The organism is Pseudovibrio exalbescens, assembly GCF_028737195.1.
GTDB lineage: Bacteria > Pseudomonadota > Alphaproteobacteria > Rhizobiales > Stappiaceae > Pseudovibrio > Pseudovibrio zosterae.
This window is the reverse complement of the sequence record NZ_JAQZAJ010000004.1, coordinates 222,577-247,361: the sequence shown is the minus strand read 5'-3', so window position 1 is coordinate 247,361 and position 24,785 is coordinate 222,577. Positions and strand designations below refer to the sequence as shown.

Here is a 24,785-nt window from a genome sequence, read left to right as displayed (position 1 = left end):
CAAGGTGCTAGCGAGATCCAAATCTGGGGAGGGTGTTAGTGACCGGAGTTGGTTGCCACTTTCACCTTCTCAGGCTTTGCCAGCCATTCTTTCCCGCGCAGCATGGCCTTCCAGTAGATCGGCGGCAGGATCTGCTCTTTCAAAAGCCATGCAAGTCGGGAGGGTTTCTTGCCGTTCACCAGCCATACGGGGAAGCTGGGGAGCAGCGTGCCGCCATAGCCAAACTCGGCCAGCACAATCTTGCCGCGCTCTACCGTGAGCGGGCAGGAACCGTAGCCATCGTATTGGGCAACAGGGGACCGGCCCTTGATGTCGGCGATGATGTTTTCTGCCACCACAGGGGCTTGCTTGCGCGCCGCCGCAGCGGTCTTTGCGTTGGGCGCGTTCATCACATCACCAAGGGACCAAATGTTTTCAAAGGTCTTGTGGCGCAAAGTGGCCTGATCCACATCCACCCATCCGGCTTCATCGGCCAGTGGAGAGACGCGAATGAAGTCTGGTGCCGTTTGCGGGGGGCATACATGGATCATGTCAAAGGACAGCTCCACTTTTTCAACGGGCTGGTCTGGCTTCTTCACCTCAAACCAGGCCTTCTTGGCCGGGCCGTCAATGGCCACAAGGTTATGGAAAAACTTGAGATTTGAGCCGTAAAGCTCGATGTATTCTTCAAGCGCCGGCACATAATCCTTGACGCCAAAGAGCACACCGCCCGCATTGCAGAAGTCGATCTCGATGTCCTTCAGCACGCCTTGCTTGAGCCAATGGTCCGCCGAAAGATACATGGCCTTTTGAGGCGCACCGGCGCATTTGATCGGCATCGGCGGCTGGGTGAAGATGGCCCTTCCCTTCTTCAGGCCTTGCACCAACTGCCATGTGTAGGGCGCAAGGTCATAGCGGTAGTTGGAGGTGACGCCGTACTTGCCAAGCGTTTCCACCAGTCCATCGACCTTGTGCCAATCCAGTTTGAGGCCCGGACACACCACCAACCGGTCATATTTGACCACCCGGCAGCCATCCAGAACCACGGCATTGTCCTTGGGTTCAAAGGCCGCAACGGCGGATTTCAGCCAATGAACGCCCTTTGGAATGAGAGAACCCATGGTCTTGGCGGTGCTGGCGGCGTTGAAGATGCCCCCACCCACCATGGTCCATCCCGGTTGGTAGTAGTGGATGTCCGCCGGGTCGATCACCGCAATCTCCAGATCGGGCGCACGGCTCTTCAAGGAGGCGGCCACGGCAATGCCCGCAGCACCACCGCCCACAATCAGCACATCATAGGAGGCATCTGGCCGGTCCGTCGGCGTTTTGCCGCCATTGGCGATGCGACGCACCACCCCGGCCATATCGTAGCCAGCGGACTTCGTTGCGGCCAGTATGTCTGCAACACTCATGTTCTCAGCTTGACTGAGCGACCAGAGCGTGGCGCAGCGGGTGCCTGTTCGGCAATAAGCAAAGGCGGGCTTGGGCACCTCGCGCATGATCTTGCCGAACGCTACTGCGTCCTCGTCCATCACCTTGCCCGAGACCACGGGCTGATAGCGCACTTCAAGCCCTAACGCTCTGGCAACATTGGCAATTTCATCGAACACAGGCTGGTCGGCACCCTCCCCGTCCGGACGGTTGCAGATGATGCTGCGAAAGCCGAGATCGGCGATTTTTTGCACATCACTTGCCGTGATCTGCGGGCTTACCGACAGCTTGGCCGAGATGGTTTTCACGTCCATGTGGTTTCCTCCCCATTTGTTCAGCCTTCTGATGTCAGATCGCGTTGACCGGCACCTTCAGCATTGGTTTTCCATCCCGATCGGTGGGCACTTCTCCGGCGCGCATGTTCACCTGCAGGGATGGAATGATGAGCTTGGGCATGTCGAGCTGCGCATCGCGCTCGCGGCGGAACTTGATGAACTCCTCGCGGGAGCGTCCACCGCCGACGTGAATGTTATTGGCCTTCTCTTCGGCAACAGTCGTCTCCCACTGAATGTCGCGTCCGTTGGGGCCATAATCGTGGCACATGAAAAGCCGCATCTCATCGGGTAGAGACAGAACTTTCATAATGGAATCATAGAGTTCACCAGCATCGCCGCCGGGAAAATCTGCCCGCGCCGAACCACCGTCCGGCATGAACAGGGTGTCGCCGACGAAGGCCGCATTCCCCATCACATGCACCATGCAGGCGGGCGTATGCCCCGGTGTGTGCAGGGCAAAGGCTGTCATCTCGCCAATCTTGTAGGTATCGCCGTCCTTGAAAAGCTTGTCGAACTGGCTACCGTCCCGCTGGAACTCGGTGCCTTCGTTGAACACCTTGCCGAAAGTGTCCTGAACCACCGTGATGTTCTCACCAATTCCGATCTTTCCGCCCAGTTTTTGCTGGATGTACGGCGCGCCAGATAGGTGATCTGCATGCACATGGGTTTCGATAAGCCATTCAAGTTTCAAGTCATTCTCTTGAATGTAGGCAATCAGCGCATCGGCATTCTCATAGGAAATCCGTCCTGCGGCATAGTCGATGTCCATCACCGCATCCACCACCGCACAAGCATTCGAGGCCGGGTCCTTCACCACATAGCTGATGGTGTTGGTTGCCGGATCAAAGAATGCTTTGACCGTGGGTGTTTCTTGCATGTTCACTGCGTATTCCATCCTGCTTCCCTCCCAGAAAATCTATTATTTTCAGCGCGTTAAGCCCTGCAGGTCTTAAAGCCGAACAGCGAGTAGAGTGGGCAGAAGCCCGTTGCCGAGACCACAAGCATCACGCAGCCAACCACCAACGCGCCGTAGAAGAACAGCGGCGAGGCAAACAAGGCCAGATTGGAAAGGAAAGGTGCCAGGATCAGCGCAACACCAAGGGCGAAGCGGATAAAGCGATCGGTTTTACCAACATTGAGTGTCATCTGAAGTATCCTCCGACTACGGTTTCTCACCGATATCGCGTCGGAAGGCAGGCTTCAGTGACTTGATCACCAAACTCCAATATCCATTAGTCGGGGTAGGAGATGAACCGGCTGATTGAAAAGGAGTGGACGAACGCGAGGCCGCGAAGGCCCGAGCGGAGCCGTGCGTTGAAAATGCGTTGGTTTGAATGAAACCCGTATTTTATGCGTACAGCCCTCAGACTTCGGTGGCCGCCAATTTTTCAAGCGCTGCCCGGTCGGTGATCTGGATCGATCCACGGGACTGGGTGATCCACTCCCGCCGCTGGAACTCCCGAAGCTGCCGGGAGATCACCTCGCGGGCTGTGCCCAGCTCGGCTGCCATCTGCTGATGGGTGGCGCTGATGGCATCTCCCGCGCCCGCCAGTTCCACCAGCTTATGTGCAAGGCGAATATCAATGCGCTGGAACGCGAGTTCCTCAATCACCATGAACAGGTCGGTGATCCGCCGTGAGTATGCAGAAAACACAAATCTGCGGAATGTTTCCGACTGGGCGATCAGATCATCGAAAACCGAACGCGGGATGGCGACGGCCTCAACCTCGGTCTCGGCAATGCCCTCTGCCGAATAGTCCTCATAGGCCAGCAAGCACGCGGTTGTCAGCACACAGCTCTCTCCGGCATGAACCCGGTAGAGGATGATCTCACGCCCGCCCTCGGAAAGCTGCTGAACCCGAACCACACCACTCAAAAGGAGGAGAAGATTGTCTGGCGCTTTGCCCGGCCCGAAGATGACGGTGTCCTTTGGAACTGAGACAATTGTGCTGCGCCCCACCAAAAGATCCCGAATGGGCTTCTCAAGTTGAGAAAGACCTTGAAACCGATCAATCCAATTCATGGTTTCCGTTGTCATGTGCTGACATCCTCCTGATGGCAGACAACCTAGCCCATGCTCTTTCGGCTTGGAATGCATAAATGCAAGGGGCCTGAGTGCCCGCCTTCGGTCGCGTTTATGAGATAAATGTCGAACCTGTTCGAAAAATTCGCATTTTGCGGGTTTTTCCCAATTGGCCCGCGGGATTTGGGCGGGTTACGCAGAAGATCAGCTCATATGCACGGGGAAGGAGAGCAGGATGCGCAAGATCAAGTTTGGCAGCGAGCGGGAAGTGCCTGTGCTTGGCATGGGGACCTGGATGATTGGCGAAGGCCGTTCAGACCGCCGGGATGAGATCGCCGTTCTGCGCGAGGGCCTTGAGCGCGGGCTGGAAGTGATCGACACCGCCGAAATGTATGGCGATGGCCGCTCTGAAGAGCTGATTGGCGAAGCGATTGAAGGCCAGCGCGACAAGGCATTCCTCGTCTCAAAGGTTTACCCCTACAACGCCACGTTTGATGGCGTGCTGGCGGCTTGTGAACGCACGCTGCGCCGGCTGAAGACCGAATACCTTGACATGTACCTGCTGCACTGGCCGGGAAGTGTGCCACTGCAGGAGACGATTGATGCCTTCAAGTGGCTGCAAGAACGCGGCTTCATTCGCGATTGGGGCGTCAGCAACTTCGACCCCATGGACATGGAGGAGGTCTGGGCCTGTGATGGCGGGCAGGACTGTGCGACCAACCAGATCCTTTATAACCTGACCCGGCGCGGCCCGGAATTCGACCTGCTGCCGCTCATGGAGGAAAACAACACCCCGGTCATGGCGTATTCGCCCATTGAGCAGGGCCGATTGCTGCGTGATCACAGCTTTAACGCCGTTGCCAGGGAAGCTGGCATGACGCCCGCGCAACTGGGCCTTGCCTGGGTACTGCGCCGCGCCAACATGCTCGCCATTCCAAAGGCCAGTCATGTGCTGCGCCTGCGCGAAAACAGGGCTGCTCTGGACACGCAGCTTGGCAACGATGTTCTGGCGCAACTGGATGCCCTCTATCCGGCCCCGACACGGCCCGTTTCGCTGGAAATGCTGTAGGCTCGTTCCCAAGCCCGCCTCAAACTGGAGTTAAACTCAAGCGTGTGCGGGCTTGCGAACGCGGCCTCATGTAGCTATTCCAAACCACTGTTGAATCCATTTCTTGAGGTCGGCATGGCGAAGAAAAGCAGCATGGAACGGGTAGCAGAGGCGGCGGAAGCAACTGGGCTTGAGATCACGATCTTGACCATGCCGGACAGCACCCGCACCGCAGAAGAAGCTGCGAATGCGTGCAAGTGCGAAGTGGGGCAGATCGTCAAATCCTTGATTTTCCAGCGGGAAGACACGGAAGAGTTCGTGCTGCTTCTTGTTGCGGGTGACCGACAGGCGGACCTGGAGGCCGCAGCGACCGTTGTTGGCGGACCGCTGACGCGGGCAGATGCCAAGCGCGTGCGCAAGGAAACCGGCTTTGCCATTGGCGGTGTTGCCCCGATTGGCCACATGTGCCCGGTCGCCGTTTACATGGACCCTGCCCTGCTGAACCACGAGATTGTTTGGGCGGCAGCAGGCGCACCCAACGCTGTTTTCTCCGTGTGCCCTGCCAAGCTGAAGGCCGCCGTTGGCGCGGCAGTGCTGGCCTAGGGCGCGCGCACCCCTTCCGGGACTGGTGCAGGCGTGCCGTTGTCAAAGGTTGTGCCATGAGGGGCATGGGGGCCAAGGGGGCAAGGGAACACAAGGGCCGCCGGTTCAGCCCCAAATGGCCAGAATGAAGGGGCTGACCCCATAGGCGAAAATGGCAAAGCCGAACATTGCCGCAATTCGCCAGAGCCAGGAGGCTTTGCGCCAAAAATCCATGACCAAGACAAAACAATAGCACGCCAGCGACACCGTAAGAGGGAGCGTCGCGATGCTGAAAGCGATAATGAACTGGGTCCGGGTCCATCCAAAATAGACCCCGAGAAAGCCGGCGACGGCTGGCGGGCACCAAAACAGCAGTGCCCAAATGGCATGCATGTTGTCGCCTTCCGGATCTTCTTTCTCTGACATGATGCCCCCTAAAAACTGCGCCCAGCATAACTCAACGAGACAACGAGTAAACACGACAAGGCAACCTAAAGGTTTGGTGCCAACAGTCCGGTTGAAGCTTACATGGGTCAAACGGGCGAGAGGTGGCTTGACCAAACGATGGGAGCCGCCATGGAACGGTACATGCGTGCCATTGTCCTCTTGCCTTTTTATGGGGAGCCCTCGACACTTTGCGGTGATCGTCTGCAAGGGGGCAATTGATGCATAGTGAACGGCAGAAAATGGCGGCTGGTGAGTGGTATTGCTGCCTTGATGACGAGCTTGATGGGCTGCGCCGCAGGGCCCATGAAGCAGTGCATGAGCACTGCACCCTCCCGCCACAAGAGCGGGGCTTTATCAGCCCAAAGCTGCGGGCGCTTTTGGGCTCGTCCACCGACAGCACCCTCATCGAAAGCCCGTTTCACTGCTCCTATGGCTTCAACATCCATTTGGGCGCGCAGGTCTATCTGAATGCCGGCTGCACAATTCTGGACAGCGCGCCGGTGCGCATCGGGGACCAGACCATGCTGGGGCCAAACGTGCAGATCTACTGCGCGCAGCACCACAAGGACCCGGAAAAGCGGGTGGCAGGGCTGGAAATTGCCAAGCCTGTAACCATCGGGTCCCGTGTCTGGATCGGCGGCGCGGCCGTGATTATGCCGGGCGTGTCGATTGGCGATGAGGCAATCGTGGGCGCAGGCGCTGTGGTGACAAAGGACGTTGCTGAAGGCGCTACGGTTGTGGGGAACCCTGCCCGCCCTCTGCCATGTGCTCAATGAGGGCCCGCACCCTGCTGCATTAAACCCAAAAGACAGGCCACCAACCGGGGCCTGTCTTGCCGTTTGAGGAGAATTAGGCGCGCGAGGTGCGCGGCCAATGGCTAACTCAAGCGCCAGCCCTTGTTCTTGAAGCCTTGTGCGGAGTTGGTTTGCATGGTTTCAACATCGATGATGTAACCCGGCAGCTTCAGTGTGCCGCCAGTGGTGGTTTCAAACTCCAGATCCATGTCAAAAACACCGCCGAGCTTCTTGATGAGGGCTTGGCCGCCGCCTTCAACACTGCCGGAGGAGATGAAAATCCTTGTGACTTTTGGGTCCTGCTCCAGCGCGCGGGTCGCGGCGACAAAGCACAGCATATAGCCCAGCCCTTCCCCCGTCGGGTTGGTGGTCATGTAACCGAATTGGGCCCACATGTCGGCGGGCAGTTGGGCCTTGGCATCATCAAAGTCGATTGTGGTGGTAAAGGACACCGAGGACTGGTTGTCGGTATCGCCGTTGAAAACCCCAACCAGCCAGTCCCCATCCTGACTGACATTGAAGGTGTTTTCTTCACTTTCGAAATTCCACGGCATGGCACGAACCCCGTCTTCGGCATAATGGCTGTTACAGCCCTTGACGCCAGCACAGACGGCTTGTGAAGCGGACCAGCGGCGAGGCGGCGGCTGCAAAGCTGCTTCATCCAGCCGCATTGCCCAAAATTCAACTTGTGATAGGTGGCGGCGTCATTGCGTGTGCGTAATGCTCACGCCCCAATGCAAATAACCCCCCGGACCTTCCAGCCGGGGGGTTAGACCAATCCACGGCCCTTCCAAAACCGTGGACATGGTACCTCTGGTTCCTTAAGTGGAGACTTGGGCAGTAGGAACCAGAGGATCTCTTTTAGCTGGCAATGGCTTCCTTCTTGATGCCGTCCAGCACGTTGATCTTTTCGCCGTATACCGGGCGCAGGGCCTTGACCACATCCATCCGGGTTACCAGACCAATCACCGTATCGCCCTTCATCACAGGGTACTGGTGTGGGCGGCTGACGATGGCTTCCTTGGCCCGTTCTGCCAGCGGCTGGGTGGCAAGGCGTGTGGCATACCCCATGCCGGTGGTTGGGTAGAGGGTTTCCTTGTCGATGCTGAGGTACTCAGCCAGCTGAAGGACGCTGTCGCCTGCTTCAACCGTTTCCACTTCCCGGCGCATCAAGTGCTGTACCTGACGGTCGGTGTCGGGCATGTAGTCCTGCACCCACAGTTCAACCAGGACATCTTGAACAGAGAAGAAACCGAGAAGCTGCTTGTCCTTGTCGACAACAGGAGCACCATTGATGTCGTTGTCGAGCAGAGTGTCGAGGGCGGTGCGCACGGGGAGATCAGGTGCCAGAGTGATCGGTTCAGCGTGCATGATGTTTTCGATGAGCAGGTTGTCTTTAAGCATTTTGATCTCTCCAATCGTGGCCGCCTTCTTGTCGAACAAGCGCGTGATTTGGACCTCAGGTTGTTTCGGTTTGGCGAACTGGTAAATCCGCCAGTTGCTGAGGCCGACAAGCACGGCGCCCCCAACGATGTTGCCCAGTGTCACGGGGATCAGGTTCGCGACAATGAAGTTGTAAAGCGTCAGATCACTGTACTGGCCAGGCGTGGCCCCTACGGACTGCCAGAACTCTGGTCCCGCGAAGTTCTGGATCGTGATACCCAGCGGCACCATGAACATGTTGGCGACGCTGTGCTCAAAGCCGGTGCTGACGAACATGGCCACTGGCAGAACAACCATCATGGCTTTTGTCAGCATCTGCGTGGAACTGAATGTCATCCAGATTGCCAGACAAACCAGCATGTTACACAGGATGCCGAGGGCGAATGCCTGGGCCGGCGTGTGGTGCAGTTTGTGCTGGGCAATGTTGAGTGCATTTAAGCCCCACTGCCCGTGGTCCAGTTGGTAAAGGCCTGCCATGGCAACCAGCAGAAGAAGCAACATGGCCCCGAAGAAGTTGCCGACATATACCTTGGCCCACCCTTTCAGCATCTGAAACGAGGTGATCTGCCGGTTGGCTCTGGCAATTGCAGAGAGAACCGAACTGGTGAACAGTTCCCCTCCGCAGATGACCACCAGAATGAGGCCCATGCTGAACGCAAGCCCTCCGGCCACCCGGGTCAGTCCCCACCCCAGGGCCTCACTGCCCGTGGTGATGGTGATGTAGAAGACGAACGCGAGGCCAATGAACACTCCGGCCATGACAGCCAATCCAAGGGTCATGGCGGTCGGTTTTGAGGTTTTGGAGGAAGCGTAGTGTTCTGCCTGCTGCATCATCTCCGATGGACTGAACTGGGAAAGTTCAACCACTTTCAAGTCAGATGCCATACAGGTCTCCTTCGTTTTTTAGAGAGCCTGTGCGACGCTTGGACTTTTGAAAAGCTGCGTACATAACTCTTTGATCTCCTTCGGTTTTGAGCCCCATTTGCGTTTGGGATGACCTCAGTTAGCCGGATGTGACCTGCCGAGTAAAATTGATTGTTTTTCGGAGTGGATTCAGTAAAATTGATGTGCTGTTCAATCCCCTCACCGAGCGTCCCGCCCTATGCGGAAGCCATTCGGGCAACTAGGAAAATCAAGAAATGCGCTATTCGTTGAAGCAGCTGGCTGTGTTTGACGCCGTTGCAAGCAGCGGCAGCGTCAGTCAGGCAGCTGATAAGCTGGCGTTGACACAGTCAGCGGCCAGCATGGCGTTGTCACAATTGGAAAAAACACTGGGCCGCCCCCTGTTCGAACGGCAGGGGCGTCGGTTGGTACTCACTCACTGGGGCCTGTGGCTGCGCCCCCGCGCAAAGCAGCTTCTGTTCGATGCCAAGGAAATTGAACTTGGCTTTTACGATCAACACCTTATCAGCGGTGAGATCTCCGTTGGGGCCAGTCAGACCGGCGCTGAACACCTGGTACCGGACCTTATCAGTAATCTTGATAGGGAGTTCCCTGAGTTACGTATCAATCTGGAGGTGCGAAATACGGAACGTGTGACCCAAGGGGTACGCGAGTTCCGCTATGACCTGGGCATCATCGAAGGGCGCTGTGATGACAGCCGCCTGCAGCAGGAGGTCTGGTGTCACGACCACCTGGTGATTGTGGCTTCAAAGCACCATCCTTATGCGGCTAATGAAAGAGTGAGCCTGACCCAGCTGGAACAGGCCAAATGGGTGCTGCGCGAACCCGGCTCTGGTACACGTGCCATCTTCGATGCAGCGCTGTTTGGCGTGCTGGATGATCTGGACGTCTGGCGTGAATATGAGCACGTGCCAGTGCTGCGGGCGTTGATCTCCAACGGCCCTTACATCAGCTGCCTGCCCTATATGGATGTGATCCAGTACATCGAAAGCGGCGAGTTCGTGATGCTCAATGTGCCGGAGATCAAAATCGAGCGGATGTTGTCCTTCGTCTGGCGGACAAATGCCGAAGAAAACCCGCTGAAAGACGTGATTTTGCGCGAGGCAAAGCGCATGATTAAGCAAAATCCGATCAAGATGTAACAGCGGCAGATTATATCAGGATAACTGATAGTGATCACGCGCAACTATTTGATATATCAATACAAGTTCTCTGAAGGACAGAAAAACCTAATTATCTATTTGATTTAAATGAACTATTTGCCGCTGAATCCGGACTGTTTCAGCGGCTTTGTTTTGCGGATTTTGCGAAGTAAAGCCGCAAAAGCATCGTATTTCCTGCGCCCCACCGGCAGGCATCAGAGATCAGAAAACCACCTATCTATTTGACTATAATGGTGATTTTTCTGGGTCTTAAGCAGGTGACGTAGCGCCCCCCTAACTGGGCCTGGCTGCCAGTTTTGTATCAGTTTTCCTGATTTGAACTTCCATCTTTAGTGATATTTCACAGTACACTAACCCGTTGAATCCTCGCGTTTTTTCTACGGGAAATCGACTAGTTTTGGCCCGGCGCTGCAACACGCATGACGTGTATAAACCGAAGAAAAGCGCATGAAATCCGCGCGGCTCGTCTATCAGGAAAATAGATAGATCCATAAAGATCCGTTATCTATCTGACAGATATAGAGGATTCGGCGCATGGCATGATCGCAAAACACCCATGCCCGCCTGTTTGGAACCTATAGAAAAAAACGCAGCGGCTCGGGCCACTGCGTTCTGCATTTCATCAGGTTTTTTGAAAGTCACCTTCAAGGGTGCTGCTAGATTACCCTACGAAAGTTGAGAGGTCGTCCAAAAGGGGGAATTATCTCGCCCAAACAAACGGTTTTATGGGAAGTTGCGCCTGAGAGCGCTTAAAGGTGCTGCTTGAGATAGGCCGCGACCTCTGCCTCAATCTGCTGATGCAGCGCCGCCCGGTCCACCTCTGGCGCGTCCTGGCAGATCAGGGCTGCTTCTGCGGCAATGGCAGGTGGGCATGGGTCAATGAAAACGAAGTGCCTGCCGGGCACGGTATGCGCCGTGGCCAGATCGCCAAGACTGGAGGACACCAGCTCCGCGTTGACTTGCGCGGGCATCAGGCTGTCGTTCTCAGGGCGATAGAGCAGTACCGGAGCCTGAACCCTTGCCAGACCAGAGCCATCGAACATCATGGCATGAGGATCGAACAACACCACGGCCTTCAGACGCGGGTCTGCGGTGGGCTGCCATGTTTCCAAGGCGCGTTGCGCATCGGCGCTCATCAGCCAACCATCAGGTCCGCACGAGCCCACGTCGGCCGCGCCTTCCCCCGCGCAGTAGGCCGCCGCAGCGGCAAAGTTGGGGCTGGCCCCAGCAAGCACCAGAGCAGTGTACCCACCCGCCGAGTAGCCAATCATGCCGACGCGCTCGGGATCAATGGACGGCGCGAAGCGCTCATCCGCCAACATACTGCTGATGACGCTTCTCGCCTCCTCAGGCCGTTGACGGAACACTTCCGCGAGCGGCTGAGGCGGCATGCCGAAAGCATCGCCCTTGTGGGTTGGCGCCACAACTACAAACCCGTTGCGGGCCAGACTGGCTGCAAGCTGCCGGTGGGCCAGCGGGTCCGATTGTCGTCCATGGGAGATGACCACCAGCGGAAAGGCCTCGCGCGTTGATACCGCGCTGTCGCGTACCGCAGCAATCTGGAACGGCCCCAAAGACCACGGCTCCCCCTGCTCTTCGGTTGGGTACCACACCAACGCGGTCAGCGGCTCGTTGTCGGTCTGCACCATGATGCGCGTAACGCCGGCGTTGAAATTCCCCTCCTGCGCGCCCGCCAATTCAGGCGCGACAATCAGAGAGAACAGAAACGGGAAAATGCTCAGAAACTTGGGCACGGGTTCACTCCAGTTCACTGCGCGCCGCCAAACGGGGTGCCGCCAAACGGGGTGCCGCGGTGAAACTTAAAAACTAAAGAAACGCTTAGGTGTCGGAGGGGTCTGCGTCCGACGCGCTGATATGTTCCAGTAGTTTTGCCAGAAGCCCACCCAATTGTCTCTGCTCTTTTTCGGAAAGCCCGGCAAGCCCACGCTTTTCGTTTTAAATGTGCCGCGGCAAGACCCGCTCCATCCTCTCACCCCCTTCCTGGGTTCAGCGCAGGATGAACCTGCGGCAGACCTTGGGGCGGGTCGGCTTGAGTTCGCACGGGGCGCGGGTGCCTCGGCGGCGAATGTACACTTTGTGGAACTGGAAGGGTCTGCGCATGCGTCCAATATGGGCGGCGCCGTGGCCTTCACCTGCGCGCTGATGCCGTTTTAAAGGCCTGAAACTAGAAAAACCTCCGCTTCCGGGGAGGCTCACATGGGCCAAACAGGGAAGCTGAGGTTTTTTGTCGGAAGGAAGCGGTCTGTTTCAAAGGGCCCTGATCGGGCAGACACTTTTCCTTCTTATAAGCTCTGAGAGACGAAGGCGATTAGCCCAGTTCAGAGAGTTCGCGCTTAAGAGCAGCACGGGAGCGGCCCATAGCAGCCAGAGTAACATCGTCCATCTTCAGCAGGGTCTGTGCGACCTGACGCTGAGCCTGCATTTCGCGAGCACGGATTACACGAGCTACAAAGCGGGACAGACCAGACTTGTTTTCAACGTCGGAGCTCAGAGCGCCATCAAATACAGCAGTAATAGACATTTCGTATCCTTTCGTTTCCCTCTCGGGTGGGGGAGCTTGGCGCTTTTCTTGGGAGCGCCTTTTCGCTACACCCTGAATATGGACGAATGGCTTACGGATAAAAACAGACCGAAACGCAGTTCCGTCATGCGTTTCACGCATAGTTAACCTAAAATACCACCAATCTCGAGCACGTCGATGCATAGCTCACGCTAGCGGAATACGGATATTATCATTTATTTTCAGTAGGATAGGCCATAAACCCGTTGTCATGGGCACTTCATAATCGATTATCAGGAACCCTAGGAGGCGCGAGGGGCAATGACGGGAAAGGCGCAAAACCAGCATGCCCTGCATGAAACGCAGCTCTACCCTCCACCTAACGCAGAGCTGAACCCGTGATGTTGCCCGAAAAACAGCCAAAAACGATGACCTACGCCCAAGTGGGGCGCACGCGCTGAGCGCTCCGGCCACGCTCCCGGCACGCCGCCGACAGACTCACCCCACAACATCGCGGCTCAGCCCCCCCCTTTGAACAGACACAAAAAAGGCCCGCGCCCTCATGGAGGCGCGAGCCTGTTTGTCTCTTCAAAGCTCTCACAGGGTGCTCAAGCGGCACACGCTTGAACCACGCCCGTAGGAGAGCCTCAGAGCTTAGCTTGCGTTCAGAGCAGCTTCTACGCGCTCTTTAACGTCCGCTGGAACCCAAGATGCCCATGCATCGCGGTTGTTCTTCAAGAACTCGACTGCCGCCTCATCCGTGGACGCACCAGTGTCCTGCATGTAAGCAAGAGCCTTGGAGATGTCCGCGCTGGTGGTTTCGTAGTTCTTCAGGAACTCAACGATCTGTGGTGCACTCTCAGCAAACTCGGTGTTTGCGTAGGTGTAGATCTCGGTCAGTGGCGTTTCCACCGCAGCCTTTACCTGAGTTGGATCGCTTTCTGCGTTCATGGCGTCAAAGATTTCCTGATCGAACTCAGGCTCTTCGAGCTGTACCAGCTGATCCTGTACCTTACCCAGAACCCAGGTTGGGCCCCAGTAGTAGAATACGATCGGCTTCTTGCGCAGGATGCTGGATTCGATGGCTGCTGCCATGGATGCACCGGTACCTGGGCGGAAGTTCACGAAGTCATCCGTCAGACCGTAAGCGTGCATCTTTTTGGTGTTGACCACCTCACAGCCCCAGCCTGGTACGCAGTTGTAAAAGCGGCCCATGCCTGGCTCTTCAGGATCGGCAAACACTTCCTTGTACTTAGGCAGATCGTAAACAGACGTCAGACCCTTTGCTGGCGCATCTTCGCCCTCAACAAGGTACTTCGGAATAAACCATGCCTGAAGCGCATCCGGGAAGTTCACGCCCAGATTCACAACCTTGCCAGCTTCTTCAACTGGTGGCAGGGCATCGCCAAGCACGCTCTTCCAAACTTCCATGGTGACGTCAATGTCACCACGCACCATGCCGTTCAGCATTGGAATGGTGGAGCCTGGAATTGAGTCCGTCTGACAGCCGTAGCCGTTTTCAAGGATGAACTGCGCAACGGAGTTGTGGAACGCGTTAGAGTCCCAGTCCAAGCCAGCAAAAACAACCGGACGATCGATCTCACACTGAGCCTCGGCAGCGCCTGCGGGAGCAACTGCGAAGGCAGCAGACAGGGCAATACCCGCGGCAGCTAACTGAATGGATCTCATGTAATAACCTCTTTCGTGTCCAATGAAAAACAAGTGCCTTATACTCGAAACAAGTAATTTTGTAAAACAGCAGTGATACATTATGGGATTTGAGAGAAATAAAAACCTATTCAAAACAGCCCCATAATTCAAATAGTTCGAAGCATCTTTCAAGTATATAACTATAAATTTAATCGATTTTATTATCATCTCACGGAATGATGCGCATGATCATGTATTACATTGGATTTTCTCGAATGTTTCTTTACGTTTTACGGCGCAAGCACTTGTTTCTGCAAGAAAACGTCAAGCAAAAAAAATTCCAAAAAAAGTGCCTGCCGCACCGGATAACGCTGGGTCACTTGCGCGATTCTCTACCCATTTTTATGAGGTTCCGCCACCTGAGGATAGCCTTCTGAAGGAGGTGCATCTGGTGCGCGCATTCAGAATGAGAAATTCAAACCGCGCATGGAAGCAACGAAATTCCCTTTATTTTTCTGAAGGATCGCTTCCAGCATATGCATAGGTAAGCCGCCTCCCGAGCACGGAAGGTGAGGAACGCACACCCTACAAATACTTGCCCCATCGTCAACAATGACTTGGCTATCATGGCTCTCAGCGAGCCAACAGATGAAAACTACTATGCAATCGCCAGAGACCCGACGTCAGCTACGCAAAGCTACGATCTCTGCATTGTGTACATTCCCATTTGCATCCCCTTATCGTTCATTAAAAGTGAACAGTGTGGCCATTCTTTGCCTGATTGTCTTAGCGCCAAATCCGCGCATATTAGGGTCATCACGCAGGGAACGACTGACCACCGGGCGCTTCAATCCAGCCTGGATCGTCAACCAAACAGGGCTCTGCCACAGACACACATGCTTAGATCCACCGCCTGAAAGCGGCACACAAGGAGACCGGAAATGTCCAATAAACTGGAACTGCTGACCCCTGAAAATTCCCAGATCATTTTCATCGATCACCAGCCACAGATGGCATTCGGCGTTCAGTCCATCGACCGCCAGACCCTGAAGAACAACACAGTTGGTCTCGCCAAGGCCGCGAAGATTTTCGACCTGCCAGCGACCATCACCACGGTTGAGACCGAAAGCTTCTCTGGCCACACCTATCCAGAGCTGCTCTCCGTGTTCCCTGATGCGCCGCTTCTGGAGCGGACCTCCATGAACTCTTGGGATGACCAGAAGGTGCGCGACGCGCTGGCCAAGAACGGCCGCAAGAAGGTGATTGTTTCCGGTTTGTGGACCGAGGTCTGCAACCTGATGTTCTCTCTCGATGCGATCCGCGAAGGCGGCTACGAGATCTACATGGTCGCAGACGCTTCCGGTGGCACCACCAAGGAAGCACACGACTACGCCATGGAGCGCATGGTGCAGGCGGGTGTCATTCCAGTCACATGGCAGCAGGTTCTGCTTGAGCTGCAGCGCGACTGGGCCCGCAAGGACACCTATGATCAGGTCATCGGCCTTGTTCAGGAACACTCCGGCGCCTACGGCATGGGCGTAGATTACGCCTACACCATGGTTCACAAAGCCCCAGAACGCGCTGAGCACGGCCCCAAGCTCGACCCAGTTCCAGCCAAGTAAGGCTGAACAAACAGGACAGACCGGCCCCCAAAAACAAAAACAGCCGGTCTGCCCGCCCCGAACTCCTGACAATAGAAGCAATCACAACTGACCGCACCGCGTGCGGCTGGAGCCTTTGCTATGCCTATTCAACGCCGCCAGTTTCTTGCGGGCACCGCTGCCCTTCTGGGCTCTGCCCCTCTTCATTCAGCCGTTGGCCAAACGACCGACGCCTATGCTGACCTCGTTGTGCTTGATGGCCGCATCACCACAATGGACCCCAACCGCCCGGAAGCCACGGCACTTGCCGCCCGTGATGGCAAGTTCATCAAGATTGGTGACGAGGCGGATGTCACGCCCTTGATTGGCCCGTTCACGCAGGTGGTGCGCGCCAACAAGAAGCGCATCATTCCCGGCCTGATCGACAGCCACACCCACTCCATTCGGGGTGGCGTAAACTATAATCTGGAAGTTCGCTGGGACCATGCAGACAGTCTGGAAGAAGCGCTGCACCTGTTGCGCATTCAGGCAGAGCGCACGCCGGAAGGTCAGTTCATCCGCGTTGCTGGTGGCTTCTCCGAGTTCCAGTTCAAGGAAAAGCGGTTGCCAACCGTGGCGGAGCTGGACAGCGTTGCGCCGAACCATCCGGTCTTGATCCACTACCTCTACAAGATGACGCTGCTGAACAGCCGCGCGATCTCATACTTCGGCTATGACAAGGAAGGCCACCCAACCTACCCGGGCGGCGTGATCGAAAAGGATGCGAACGGCGATCCGACCGGCCGTCTCATTTCCGCACCGTCCGGCCTGCTCATGTACAAGACCCTGAGCCAGGCCCCGAAGCTATCGATCCGCGACCAGATCAACTCCTCCATGCAATACATGGACGAGCTGAACTCCATGGGCATCACCTCCGTGTCTGACGCCGGTGGCGGCGGCATGGAATTCCCGGATGCGGACCCATATCAGGTCATCAACCACATGCACCGCGAGGGTCTGCTGACCACGCGCATCGGCTACCACACCTTCCCGCAGGTGAAAGGCCGCGAGTTCGAAGACTACCAAGACTGGACCGACCGTTTCACGCCGGGTGAAGGCGATGACATGCTGCGCCTCATCGGTGCAGGTGAGAACCTGTCATGGGCTTCCTACGACTTTGAGATCTTCGGCGAAGAGCGTCCGGACATTGACCGGAACGCGGAAGAGATCCAGCACAAGATCATGACCTTGCTGGGTGAAAAGGGCTGGGCGTTCCGCCAGCACATCACCTACGACGAGACCGGCGATCGCCTGTTGAAGGTCTATGAAGATGTCAAACGCGGCGCGGGCCTCGTGGACGGCTGGTTCGTTGACCACGTGGAAACCTTCTCTGAGCGCAACCTTGAGCGCATTGCAGAGCTGGGCGGCGGTGTGGCGTTGCAGAACCGCTTGCAGTTCCAGGCGGAGGACTTCGTCAAGACCTATGGCATGGAGAAGCTGAAGAAGACGCCAAACTTCCGCTTTATCATGGACCTTGGCATCCCGATGGGCGGCGGCACGGACGCAACCCGCGTGACTTCCTATAACCCATGGTACTCCATCCAGTGGATGGCCACAGGCCTGTCGCGCGGCGGCATGCGCATGTACGACGATGACAACCTGCTGACCCGTGAAGAGGCGCTGCGCGTCTGGACCGTTGGTTCTTCCTGGTTCACCGGAGATTCCGGCAAGAAGGGCGCCATCACCGAAGGCCAGCTTGCAGACTTTGCCATTCTGGATCGCGACTATTTCGCGGTCACAGACGCGGAAATCGCACGCATCACCTCTGCCCTGACCGCAGTTGGCGGCCGTGTGGTCTACGCCAAGGATGAGTTTGCCACGCATGACCTCAGCCATGTGCCACCCGTGAGCCCGAACTGGTCACCGGTGGTCACCTTTGGCGACAGTCGCGACGCCAAGTAACCCGGATGACGGCACCTTTCAAAGCTGGTGCCGCCGCCCCTCTCTTTCGTGAGCCAGTAGACTACGAACATAGACGGTGGCCCGTGTTGGGGAATGCAGGCCACCGCTTTTCCTCGGCGCTCCTGAGAGCCGACAGAACAACGGAAGGAATAGCATGGCCGACGTAGACCTAATCCTCATGAACGGCAAGGTGACCACACTGGATCCGCAGCAACCTGCGGCGCAGGCACTTGCAATCAAAGACGGCCTGATTGACGCTGTCGGAACAAACGAACAGATCATGCGTCTTGCCCGTGAGACCACCAAAGTGATCGACCTTCAGGGACAGCGCGTCATTCCGGGCCTCAACGACAGCCATACCCACCTCATTCGCGGCGGCCTTAACTACAACATGGAGCTGCGCTGGGAAAACGTGCCCTCTGTTGCCGATGCCCTGCGCCTCTTGAAAGAGCAAGCCGACCGGACACCTGCCCCTCAATGGGTCCGTGTTGTGGGCGGCTGGTCGGAGTTTCAGTTCGCCGAGCGGCGCATGCCAACGCTGGATGAAATCAACGCTGCGGCTCCAGACACGCCGGTTTTCATTCTTCATCTCTATGGGCGCGCCCTGCTGAACAAAGCGGCGCTGAACGCGCTTGGCATCACCTCTGACAGCCAGAACCCTCCTGGTGGCCTGATCGAAAAAGACAGCCATGGCCGCCCAACAGGCATGCTGATTGCCAAACCGTCCGCACTCATTCTCTATTCAACGTTGGCTCAGGGCCCAAAACTCCCGCTTGAAGACCAGATCAACTCCACACGCCACTTCATGCGTGAACTTAACCGCCTCGGGGTAACCTCCGTGATTGATGCGGGCGGCGGCGGCCAGAACTACCCTGATGACTATGAGGTTATTGAGCGCCTTCGCAACGACGACCAGCTGACCCTGCGAATTGCCTACAATCTGTTCGCGCAGAAGGCGGGCGAGGAGCTGAGCGATTACGAACGCTGGGTGGCCATGACAGAACCGGGCGCTGGTGATGCGTATCTGCGCATGAATGGTGCCGGTGAGAACCTCACCTGGTCTGCCGCCGACTTCGAGAACTTCCTTGAGCCACGGCCGGATGTGGCCCCGCACATGGAAAAAGAGCTTGAACCCATTGTTGAGTTGCTGGCAACCAACAAATGGCCGTTCCGCATCCATGCCACCTATGACGAAACCATTGACCGGTTCTTGAGCGTCTTTGAACGCGTCAATGGCCGTACTCCATTTGAAACGCGGTTCATTATCGACCACGCAGAAACGGTGTCCGAGCGCAACATTGAACGCATCAAGGCACTGGGCGGCGGCATCGCCATTCAGCACCGCATGGCGTATCAAGGCGAGTACTTTGTTCACCGCTATGGCGAGCGCGCAGCAGAGGCAACACCGCCTGTCACCAAGATGCTGGAGATGGGCGTGCCGGTCGGTGCGGGCACGGATGCGACCCGCGTCGCCTCCTATGACCCTTGGGTGGCGCTCTACTGGCTCACCACCGGCAAGACCCTTGGCGGCATGCGCCTTTACCCGGAAGCCAACACGCTGGACCGAGAGACCGCCTTGCGCCTCTGGACCAACGGTTCGGCGTGGTTCTCTGGCGAGGCGGAGCAAAAGGGCACTCTGAGCGCAGGCAAATACGCCGACCTTGCGGTTCTTTCTGCGGACTATCTCACGGTTCCTGCGGAGGAGATCAAGCAGATCAGCGCTGAATTGACTGTTGTGGGCGGGCGCATTGTTTATGCCAGCGGCGCGTTTGCGAGCTACGATCCGCCGCTTCCGCCAGCCAGCCCTTCATGGTCTCCGGTGCTACATATGTCTTCGCCGGCACAGCGCGAGGGTGTCTATGCACCGCCGCAAGCAATGGAACGGGCGTGTCATGATGGCTGCTCGCATGGCTGCGGCCTCCATGGCCACCAGCACCAGATCGCTTGGGCCACCCCTATTCCAACCAAAGACCTCAAGAGCTTCTGGGGCGCGCTTGGCTGTTCGTGCTTTGCGGTCTGATAAGGAGTGCCGGAAATGAACGCGACCCCCTATCTGGTATCGCTCGGCATTGGGCTTGGTGTTGGTGCGCTTTATGCCTTGCTTGGCACACGATCCCCGGCGCCGCCGGTGATCGCGCTGCTGGGCCTTCTGGGCATGTTGGTTGGAGAAACAGCGGTCTCGTGGGCGCGAGACCAATTGACTGTCGACCAAGCTGCGGCCGAATGCCTGCACGCAAAGAGCTATGCCACCGGTTGCAAGCCCGCAGCACCGGCATCACCGCAGCAGCTCACCGCGACCGATCAAGGTTCGAAGGAAAGCTGATCCGGCCCTATGGTCTTGAAGTCAATGGCGGCTTTGTCCGCCCCCGCCACAAGGAAACCGCAATGTCCACCACAACACCCGTTCATATCACCCGCGAAACCACCGAGACCAAAGGGCAGTACATCGCCCGGGTTGACGCGATTGCCGACCCCGCCGAATTGACGTTCTCCATTGCCAGCGAAAAGCTGGTCATCGCCGATCATACCGACGTGCCTGACAGCATGCGCGGCATGGGCGTTGGCCTTCAGCTTGTTGAGCGCCTCGTGGCCGATGCTCGCGAAGGAAACTACAAGATCCTGCCACTGTGCCCCTTTGTGAACGCGCAGCGCAAAAAGCACCCGGAGTGGGCCGATGTCTTCCAAGGCTGACCCCGTCACCCCTGCGCCGAAACCGGGGGCTTGGGCCCCTTTCTCCCACAGTGCGTTTGCCGTGCTGTGGGGGGCAACCGTCATCTCCAACGTGGGCACATGGATGCATGAGGTGGGCGCGGCCTGGCTCATGACCACCTTGAGCCCCAGCCCGCTAATGGTCGCATTGGTGCAAGCAGCAACCACATTGCCCGTGTTTCTGTTTGCGTTGATTGCCGGGGCCCTTGCAGATCTGGTGGACCGGCGCAAGATCCTGCTTCTGGTCAACATGCTCATGGGCGGCACCGCCGCCCTGTTTGCGGTGCTGGTGGCTCTGGGCGCGATGACGACGAGCCTGTTGCTCATCTTCACCTTTCTGTTCGGCACCGGCGCGGCCTTCATGGCCCCAGCGTGGCAGGCCATCGTGCCTCAGCTGATCCCCAAAGAGCAGCTTTCCTCCGCCGTGGCGCTGAACTCCATGGGCATCAACATCAGCCGCGCGATTGGCCCGGCGCTCGCCGGTCTCCTGATCTCGCTGGTGGGCCTTGCCGCCCCGTTTGCGTTGAACGCCTTGAGCTTTATCGCCATCATCGGCGCTTTGCTCTACTGGCGGCCCGAAAACAAGGCCGAGAAAACCCGTGTCATCAAGGAACCTTTCATTCCGGCAATCCTGACCGGCCTGCGCTATGCCTTCAACAGTGTGGCCCTTACCTCCACGCTGGTGCGGGCAGTGGCGTTCTTCCTGTTCGCCAGTGCCTACTGGGCCATGCTGCCTTTGATCGCCAAGGACGTTCTGCAAGGCGGCCCAGATCTTTACGGTGTGCTCATGGGGTTGGTGGGCGCAGGTGCGGTGATGGGCGCGCTGTTGCTGCCCTCCATACGCGCGCGGCTGGACGCAGACCAAACGGTGATGGCCGGTTCCCTCGGCACCGCTGCCGTGCTAATCGCCTTCGCCTTCATCCCATCGGTGTGGGCCGCTTATGCGGGCGCTCTGCTGGGTGGCCTGTTCTGGATCTCCGTGCTTTCCAGCCTCAACGTATCGGCACAATCTTCCTTGCCGGAGTGGGTAAGGGCCCGCGGCCTTTCCGTTTTTCTCACCGTGTTCTTCGGGTCCATGGCCTTGGGCAGTGTGGTCTGGGGGCAGGTCGCCTCAAGTTTCAGCATTCCTGCTGCGCTCGCAGTTGCGGCATTGGGCCTTGCGTCCTGTGTATTCCTGACGCGCAAGTGGCACCTGACCGCAGCAGGCGACCTAAACCTCGCCCCCTCCCTGCACTGGCCGGCGCCCGTTGTGGAGAGCGACGTGGAACATGATCGCCGACCGGTGATGGTCACGCTGGAATACACCGTGGCCGAGGGCGATCAGCCCGCATTTCTAGACGCAATCCAGCAGCTCGCCAAAGTCCGCCGCAGAGACGGCGCGGTGGATTGGAACATCCTGCAGGATGCAGAAGACACGCAAACCTGGGTGGAGTACTTCATAGTGCCAAGTTGGCGGGCGCACCTGTTGCAGCACGACCGAGTAACGCATGATGACCGGGCCATTCAAGACGCGGTGAACGCCCTGAACCGGGGCCGCAGCGGGCCCAAGGTCCGCCACCTTCTCGCTGCTGATCTCTAACCTGAAACGCCCCGCCTTGTCTCAAAGCGGGGCGTTTTGCGATTGCTGAGCGCTGAGTTTTAGCCACAAGCATAAAAAAAACCGCTGAATCTACGCGGTACTGCCTAATCTACACTATTGAAATTCATGGAAATTCTGACAGGCTCTGGCTCAAAGTACGAATCTGTCAGCTAGACTAAGTAGAGCTACACATATCGCAAGCCTAAGAAAAACATTATCTACGCCAGTCTTCCAGGGCATGAAGACTGAAGACTTAGGCATTACATGTCCCTTCCAAACAAGCTGCAATAATATGCAGCATTTATTGGTGTATTCCGATGAAGTTCCACTACAAATTTAGTCCACCCGTCTTTGGCGGTTCTGTGGCTATGATTGCATTGCTTGTGCTGACCGGGGCCGCGTGGCCCACTGAATCGCAACAGTTTTACTCCGCCATCCAGTCGTGGATCGAAACCCATGTAGGTTGGCTGTATATTCTGGGCGTTGCAATCTTTCTCATTTTCATTGTGTTCGTGATGGCCAGCCGCTACGGCGACATTAAGCTCGGCCCGGATCACGCAGAACCCGACTACAGCTATGGCAGCTGGTTCTCCATGCTGTTTTCTGCTGGCATGGGCATTGGTCTGGTGTTCTTTGGCGTTGGCGAGCCGGTCATGCACTTTCTCGCCCCGCCCGATGTGTCGCCTGAAACCATCGAAGCTGCCCGCGAAGCGCTCAAGATCACCATGTTCCACTGGGGTCTGCACGCTTGGGCAATCTATGCTGTTGTGGCGTTGTCGCTGGCCTACTTCACCTATCGCCACCAGTTGCCGCTGCTGCCGCGCTCTGCGCTCTATCCGCTCATTGGCGAGCGCATCTATGGCCCGATCGGCCACGCGGTCGACACCTTCGCCGTTATCGGCACGCTGATTGGTGTGGCGACCTCCCTCGGCTATGGCTCCATGCAGGTGAACGCAGGCCTGAACTATCTGTTTGGCGTGCCTGTCTCCACCAACATTCAGATCCTTCTGATCGTTGTGATCTCGCTGATGGCGACAGCCTCTGTGTTCTCCGGCCTTGACCGCGGCGTGAAAAAGCTCAGTGAGCTGAACCTCATGCTGGCTTTTAGCCTGTTGGTACTGATCCTGATCGTCGGCCCAACGGTGACGCTGCTGCAGACCTTGGTGCAGAACGCCGGTTCTTACCTCAGTGACTTGGTGAACAAGACATTCAACCTCTATGCCTACGATCGCAAGGACGCTTGGCTGGGGGGGTGGACCCTGCTCTACTGGGGCTGGTGGATTTCCTGGTCACCATTTGTTGGCACGTTTATCGCCCGCGTTTCCCGTGGCCGTACCATTCGCGAGTTCCTCGTCGGCATCTTGTTTGTGCCAACCGGTGTTGCGCTGATCTGGTTCACCATCTTCGGCAACAGCGGCATTGACCTTATCATGAATGGCGGGGCCACCGATCTGGCGGAAGCGGTCAACACGGACGTGTCCGTGGCGCTCTTCAAGTTCTTTGAATACATGCCTTTGACAGAAATCCTGTCCGGCATTGCCATCATTCTGGTTGTCGTGTTCTTCGTGACCTCTTCGGACTCCGGCTCGCTGGTCATCGACAGCCTCACCTCTGGCGGCGTTACCGATGCTCCGGTATGGCAGCGCATTTTCTGGGCTTTGCTTCAGGGTGTTGTGGCCATTGTGTTGTTGTGGGCGGGCGGTCTGGCTGCTTTGCAAACGGCAACCATCGTCAGCGCGCTGCCATTCGTTCTGGTCATGCTGGCCATGTGCTTTGGCCTTTACAAGGCGCTTCAGGATGATGCGCTGCGCATGCGCAACCTGCAAAACCACCACACCACGGTGCAATACACCAAGACGACGGTGGATTGGCAAAGCCGCATCCGCAGCCTGAACTCTCGTCCGACCCGGCGCGACGCCAACCATTTCTTGCGCACCGTTGCAAGACCTGCGTTGGAAAACGTCCGGTCCGAGTTTGATGAGCAGGGCTTCCGGGTCAAGTTGACCGGCATCACGAACCTGCGTCTTGAAATCCAGCAGGCAGACGAGAACGTCTTCGTCTATGCCCTGCGCAAACGCTACTTCACCACGGCCCTCGCAATGGGTCCGGGTGAGCTGGTGATGGATGAAGACACCGAAGAAGCCGAGGACAGCCGCGCAGAAGAAGATGACGGCACCTTCTACTACCGTGTGGAAGTGTTCCTTGAGCAAGGCGGTCAGGAGTACGACGTGATGGGCTACACCGAAGAGCAGATCATTGCTGATGTGGTGACCCAGTACGAACGCTACCTGCAATACCTGCACTTGTCTCACGCCGAGCTGGTGTAACCAACGCCAAGGCACCTTGTCTTTGAAAAAGAAAAAGCCCGGATCGTGGCAGATCCGGGCTTTGTTTTGTGGGGGTGGCGCTCCCCACAAAAAGCATGCGTCTTCTGTGGCGGAAGACGGATGCAAAGTACAGGGCTCGTCAGTCGGAAAGCTCTGATCGAACCTGTGTCAAAGGTTAGTCAATATAAATGTGCGCCCGTCCGTGGGCTGGGCTTGAAATTGAATGCCCGTTTAATATGGAGACAACATAAATGGGCGGCGCACTGCTTCGCATGATGCAATTGCACTATGCAGGTCGAAAAAATGCAC

Annotated in this window: 22 protein-coding genes; 12 read left to right on the top strand and 10 right to left on the bottom strand. The window is 57.1% G+C overall.

Going from position 1 to position 24,785, the window contains the following annotated elements:
- Window positions 1-35 precede the first annotated feature (35 nt).
- The 4 genes from PUV47_RS13495 to PUV47_RS13480 all read right to left on the bottom strand — a co-directional run bounded on the left by PUV47_RS13495 (window position 36) and on the right by PUV47_RS13480 (window position 3,783).
- On the bottom strand, window positions 36-1,724 hold the full coding sequence (locus PUV47_RS13495; RefSeq protein WP_274219096.1) for a bifunctional protein tyrosine phosphatase family protein/NAD(P)/FAD-dependent oxidoreductase: 1,689 nt from the start codon (window positions 1,722-1,724) through the stop codon (window positions 36-38).
- Window positions 1,725-1,758: 34 nt separating this feature from the next.
- Window positions 1,759-2,640 (bottom strand): MBL fold metallo-hydrolase, encoded by an 882-nt coding sequence (locus PUV47_RS13490; protein WP_274219095.1) that lies wholly within the window; start codon window positions 2,638-2,640, stop codon window positions 1,759-1,761.
- A gap of 38 nt (window positions 2,641-2,678) precedes the next feature.
- On the bottom strand, window positions 2,679-2,891 hold the full coding sequence (locus tag PUV47_RS13485) for a YgaP family membrane protein (protein ID WP_274219094.1): 213 nt from the start codon (window positions 2,889-2,891) through the stop codon (window positions 2,679-2,681).
- A 217-nt stretch (window positions 2,892-3,108) separates the two neighbouring features.
- Window positions 3,109-3,783, bottom strand: a complete 675-nt coding sequence (locus tag PUV47_RS13480; protein WP_274219093.1) for a Crp/Fnr family transcriptional regulator — start codon at window positions 3,781-3,783, stop codon at window positions 3,109-3,111.
- Between the two features lie 220 nt (window positions 3,784-4,003).
- On the opposite strand from PUV47_RS13480, the gene PUV47_RS13475 reads away from it, so the two are divergent.
- Both PUV47_RS13475 and PUV47_RS13470 read left to right on the top strand, forming a co-directional pair.
- Window positions 4,004-4,837, top strand: a complete 834-nt coding sequence (locus PUV47_RS13475; RefSeq protein WP_274219092.1) for an aldo/keto reductase — start codon at window positions 4,004-4,006, stop codon at window positions 4,835-4,837.
- 114 nt (window positions 4,838-4,951) lie between these two features.
- Window positions 4,952-5,419 carry a YbaK/EbsC family protein gene (locus PUV47_RS13470; protein WP_274219091.1) on the top strand — a complete coding sequence of 156 codons (468 nt, stop codon included), beginning with the start codon at window positions 4,952-4,954 and terminating at the stop codon, window positions 5,417-5,419.
- 105 nt (window positions 5,420-5,524) lie between these two features.
- Here PUV47_RS13470 and PUV47_RS13465 read toward each other — a convergent pair whose 3' ends face one another.
- The gene (locus PUV47_RS13465; RefSeq protein ID WP_274219090.1) at window positions 5,525-5,824 is read right to left on the bottom strand and encodes a hypothetical protein; all 300 of its coding nucleotides are present in this window, start codon (window positions 5,822-5,824) and stop codon (window positions 5,525-5,527) included.
- Between the two features lie 239 nt (window positions 5,825-6,063).
- On the opposite strand from PUV47_RS13465, the gene PUV47_RS13460 reads away from it, so the two are divergent.
- Window positions 6,064-6,621, top strand: coding sequence for a sugar O-acetyltransferase (locus PUV47_RS13460; protein ID WP_425313768.1), 558 nt, complete (start codon window positions 6,064-6,066; stop codon window positions 6,619-6,621).
- A 101-nt stretch (window positions 6,622-6,722) separates the two neighbouring features.
- Here PUV47_RS13460 and PUV47_RS13455 read toward each other — a convergent pair whose 3' ends face one another.
- Together PUV47_RS13455 and focA are read right to left on the bottom strand one after the other, a co-directional pair.
- Window positions 6,723-7,310: a hypothetical protein gene (locus PUV47_RS13455; RefSeq protein WP_274219088.1), complete on the bottom strand. Its 588-nt coding sequence runs from the start codon at window positions 7,308-7,310 to the stop codon at window positions 6,723-6,725.
- Between the two features lie 190 nt (window positions 7,311-7,500).
- Window positions 7,501-8,967, bottom strand: a complete 1,467-nt coding sequence (gene focA, locus PUV47_RS13450) for a formate transporter FocA (RefSeq protein WP_274219087.1) — start codon at window positions 8,965-8,967, stop codon at window positions 7,501-7,503.
- 254 nt (window positions 8,968-9,221) lie between these two features.
- On the opposite strand from focA, the gene PUV47_RS13445 reads away from it, so the two are divergent.
- Window positions 9,222-10,127, top strand: coding sequence for a LysR substrate-binding domain-containing protein (locus tag PUV47_RS13445; RefSeq protein ID WP_274219086.1), 906 nt, complete (start codon window positions 9,222-9,224; stop codon window positions 10,125-10,127).
- Between the two features lie 770 nt (window positions 10,128-10,897).
- On the opposite strand, the gene PUV47_RS13440 is transcribed toward PUV47_RS13445, so the two are convergent.
- Window positions 10,898-11,902 (bottom strand): alpha/beta hydrolase family protein, encoded by a 1,005-nt coding sequence (locus PUV47_RS13440; RefSeq protein ID WP_274219085.1) that lies wholly within the window; start codon window positions 11,900-11,902, stop codon window positions 10,898-10,900.
- Window positions 11,903-12,056: 154 nt separating this feature from the next.
- Here PUV47_RS13440 and PUV47_RS13435 point away from each other — a divergent pair, with 154 nt between their 5' ends.
- The gene (locus PUV47_RS13435; protein WP_274219084.1) at window positions 12,057-12,323 is read left to right on the top strand and encodes a hypothetical protein; all 267 of its coding nucleotides are present in this window, start codon (window positions 12,057-12,059) and stop codon (window positions 12,321-12,323) included.
- Window positions 12,324-12,477: 154 nt separating this feature from the next.
- Here the strand turns inward: PUV47_RS13435 and PUV47_RS13430 are convergent, their stop codons facing one another.
- Complete coding sequence (locus PUV47_RS13430) at window positions 12,478-12,690, bottom strand: hypothetical protein (RefSeq protein ID WP_274219083.1); 213 nt, start codon at window positions 12,688-12,690, stop codon at window positions 12,478-12,480.
- A gap of 633 nt (window positions 12,691-13,323) precedes the next feature.
- Window positions 13,324-14,358 (bottom strand): ABC transporter substrate-binding protein, encoded by a 1,035-nt coding sequence (locus PUV47_RS13425; RefSeq protein ID WP_274219082.1) that lies wholly within the window; start codon window positions 14,356-14,358, stop codon window positions 13,324-13,326.
- Window positions 14,359-15,260: 902 nt separating this feature from the next.
- Between PUV47_RS13425 and PUV47_RS13420 the strand changes: the two genes are divergently transcribed.
- The 7 genes from PUV47_RS13420 (at window position 15,261) to PUV47_RS13390 (ending at window position 24,476) form a co-directional block, all read left to right on the top strand.
- Window positions 15,261-15,941: a hydrolase gene (locus PUV47_RS13420; protein WP_274219081.1), complete on the top strand. Its 681-nt coding sequence runs from the start codon at window positions 15,261-15,263 to the stop codon at window positions 15,939-15,941.
- 120 nt (window positions 15,942-16,061) lie between these two features.
- Window positions 16,062-17,861: an amidohydrolase gene (locus tag PUV47_RS13415; RefSeq protein ID WP_274219080.1), complete on the top strand. Its 1,800-nt coding sequence runs from the start codon at window positions 16,062-16,064 to the stop codon at window positions 17,859-17,861.
- 154 nt (window positions 17,862-18,015) lie between these two features.
- The gene (locus tag PUV47_RS13410) at window positions 18,016-19,881 is read left to right on the top strand and encodes an amidohydrolase (RefSeq protein ID WP_274219079.1); all 1,866 of its coding nucleotides are present in this window, start codon (window positions 18,016-18,018) and stop codon (window positions 19,879-19,881) included.
- A 15-nt stretch (window positions 19,882-19,896) separates the two neighbouring features.
- Window positions 19,897-20,184, top strand: coding sequence for a DUF1427 family protein (locus PUV47_RS13405; protein ID WP_274219078.1), 288 nt, complete (start codon window positions 19,897-19,899; stop codon window positions 20,182-20,184).
- A 62-nt stretch (window positions 20,185-20,246) separates the two neighbouring features.
- The gene (locus tag PUV47_RS13400; RefSeq protein ID WP_274219077.1) at window positions 20,247-20,552 is read left to right on the top strand and encodes a GNAT family N-acetyltransferase; all 306 of its coding nucleotides are present in this window, start codon (window positions 20,247-20,249) and stop codon (window positions 20,550-20,552) included.
- A complete protein-coding gene (locus PUV47_RS13395; protein WP_274219076.1) occupies window positions 20,536-22,149 on the top strand; it encodes an MFS transporter in 1,614 nt (537 codons plus the stop codon). Before PUV47_RS13400 ends, PUV47_RS13395 begins: the two co-directional genes overlap by 17 nt.
- A gap of 317 nt (window positions 22,150-22,466) precedes the next feature.
- The gene (locus tag PUV47_RS13390; RefSeq protein ID WP_274219075.1) at window positions 22,467-24,476 is read left to right on the top strand and encodes a BCCT family transporter; all 2,010 of its coding nucleotides are present in this window, start codon (window positions 22,467-22,469) and stop codon (window positions 24,474-24,476) included.
- Window positions 24,477-24,785: the final 309 nt, after the last annotated feature.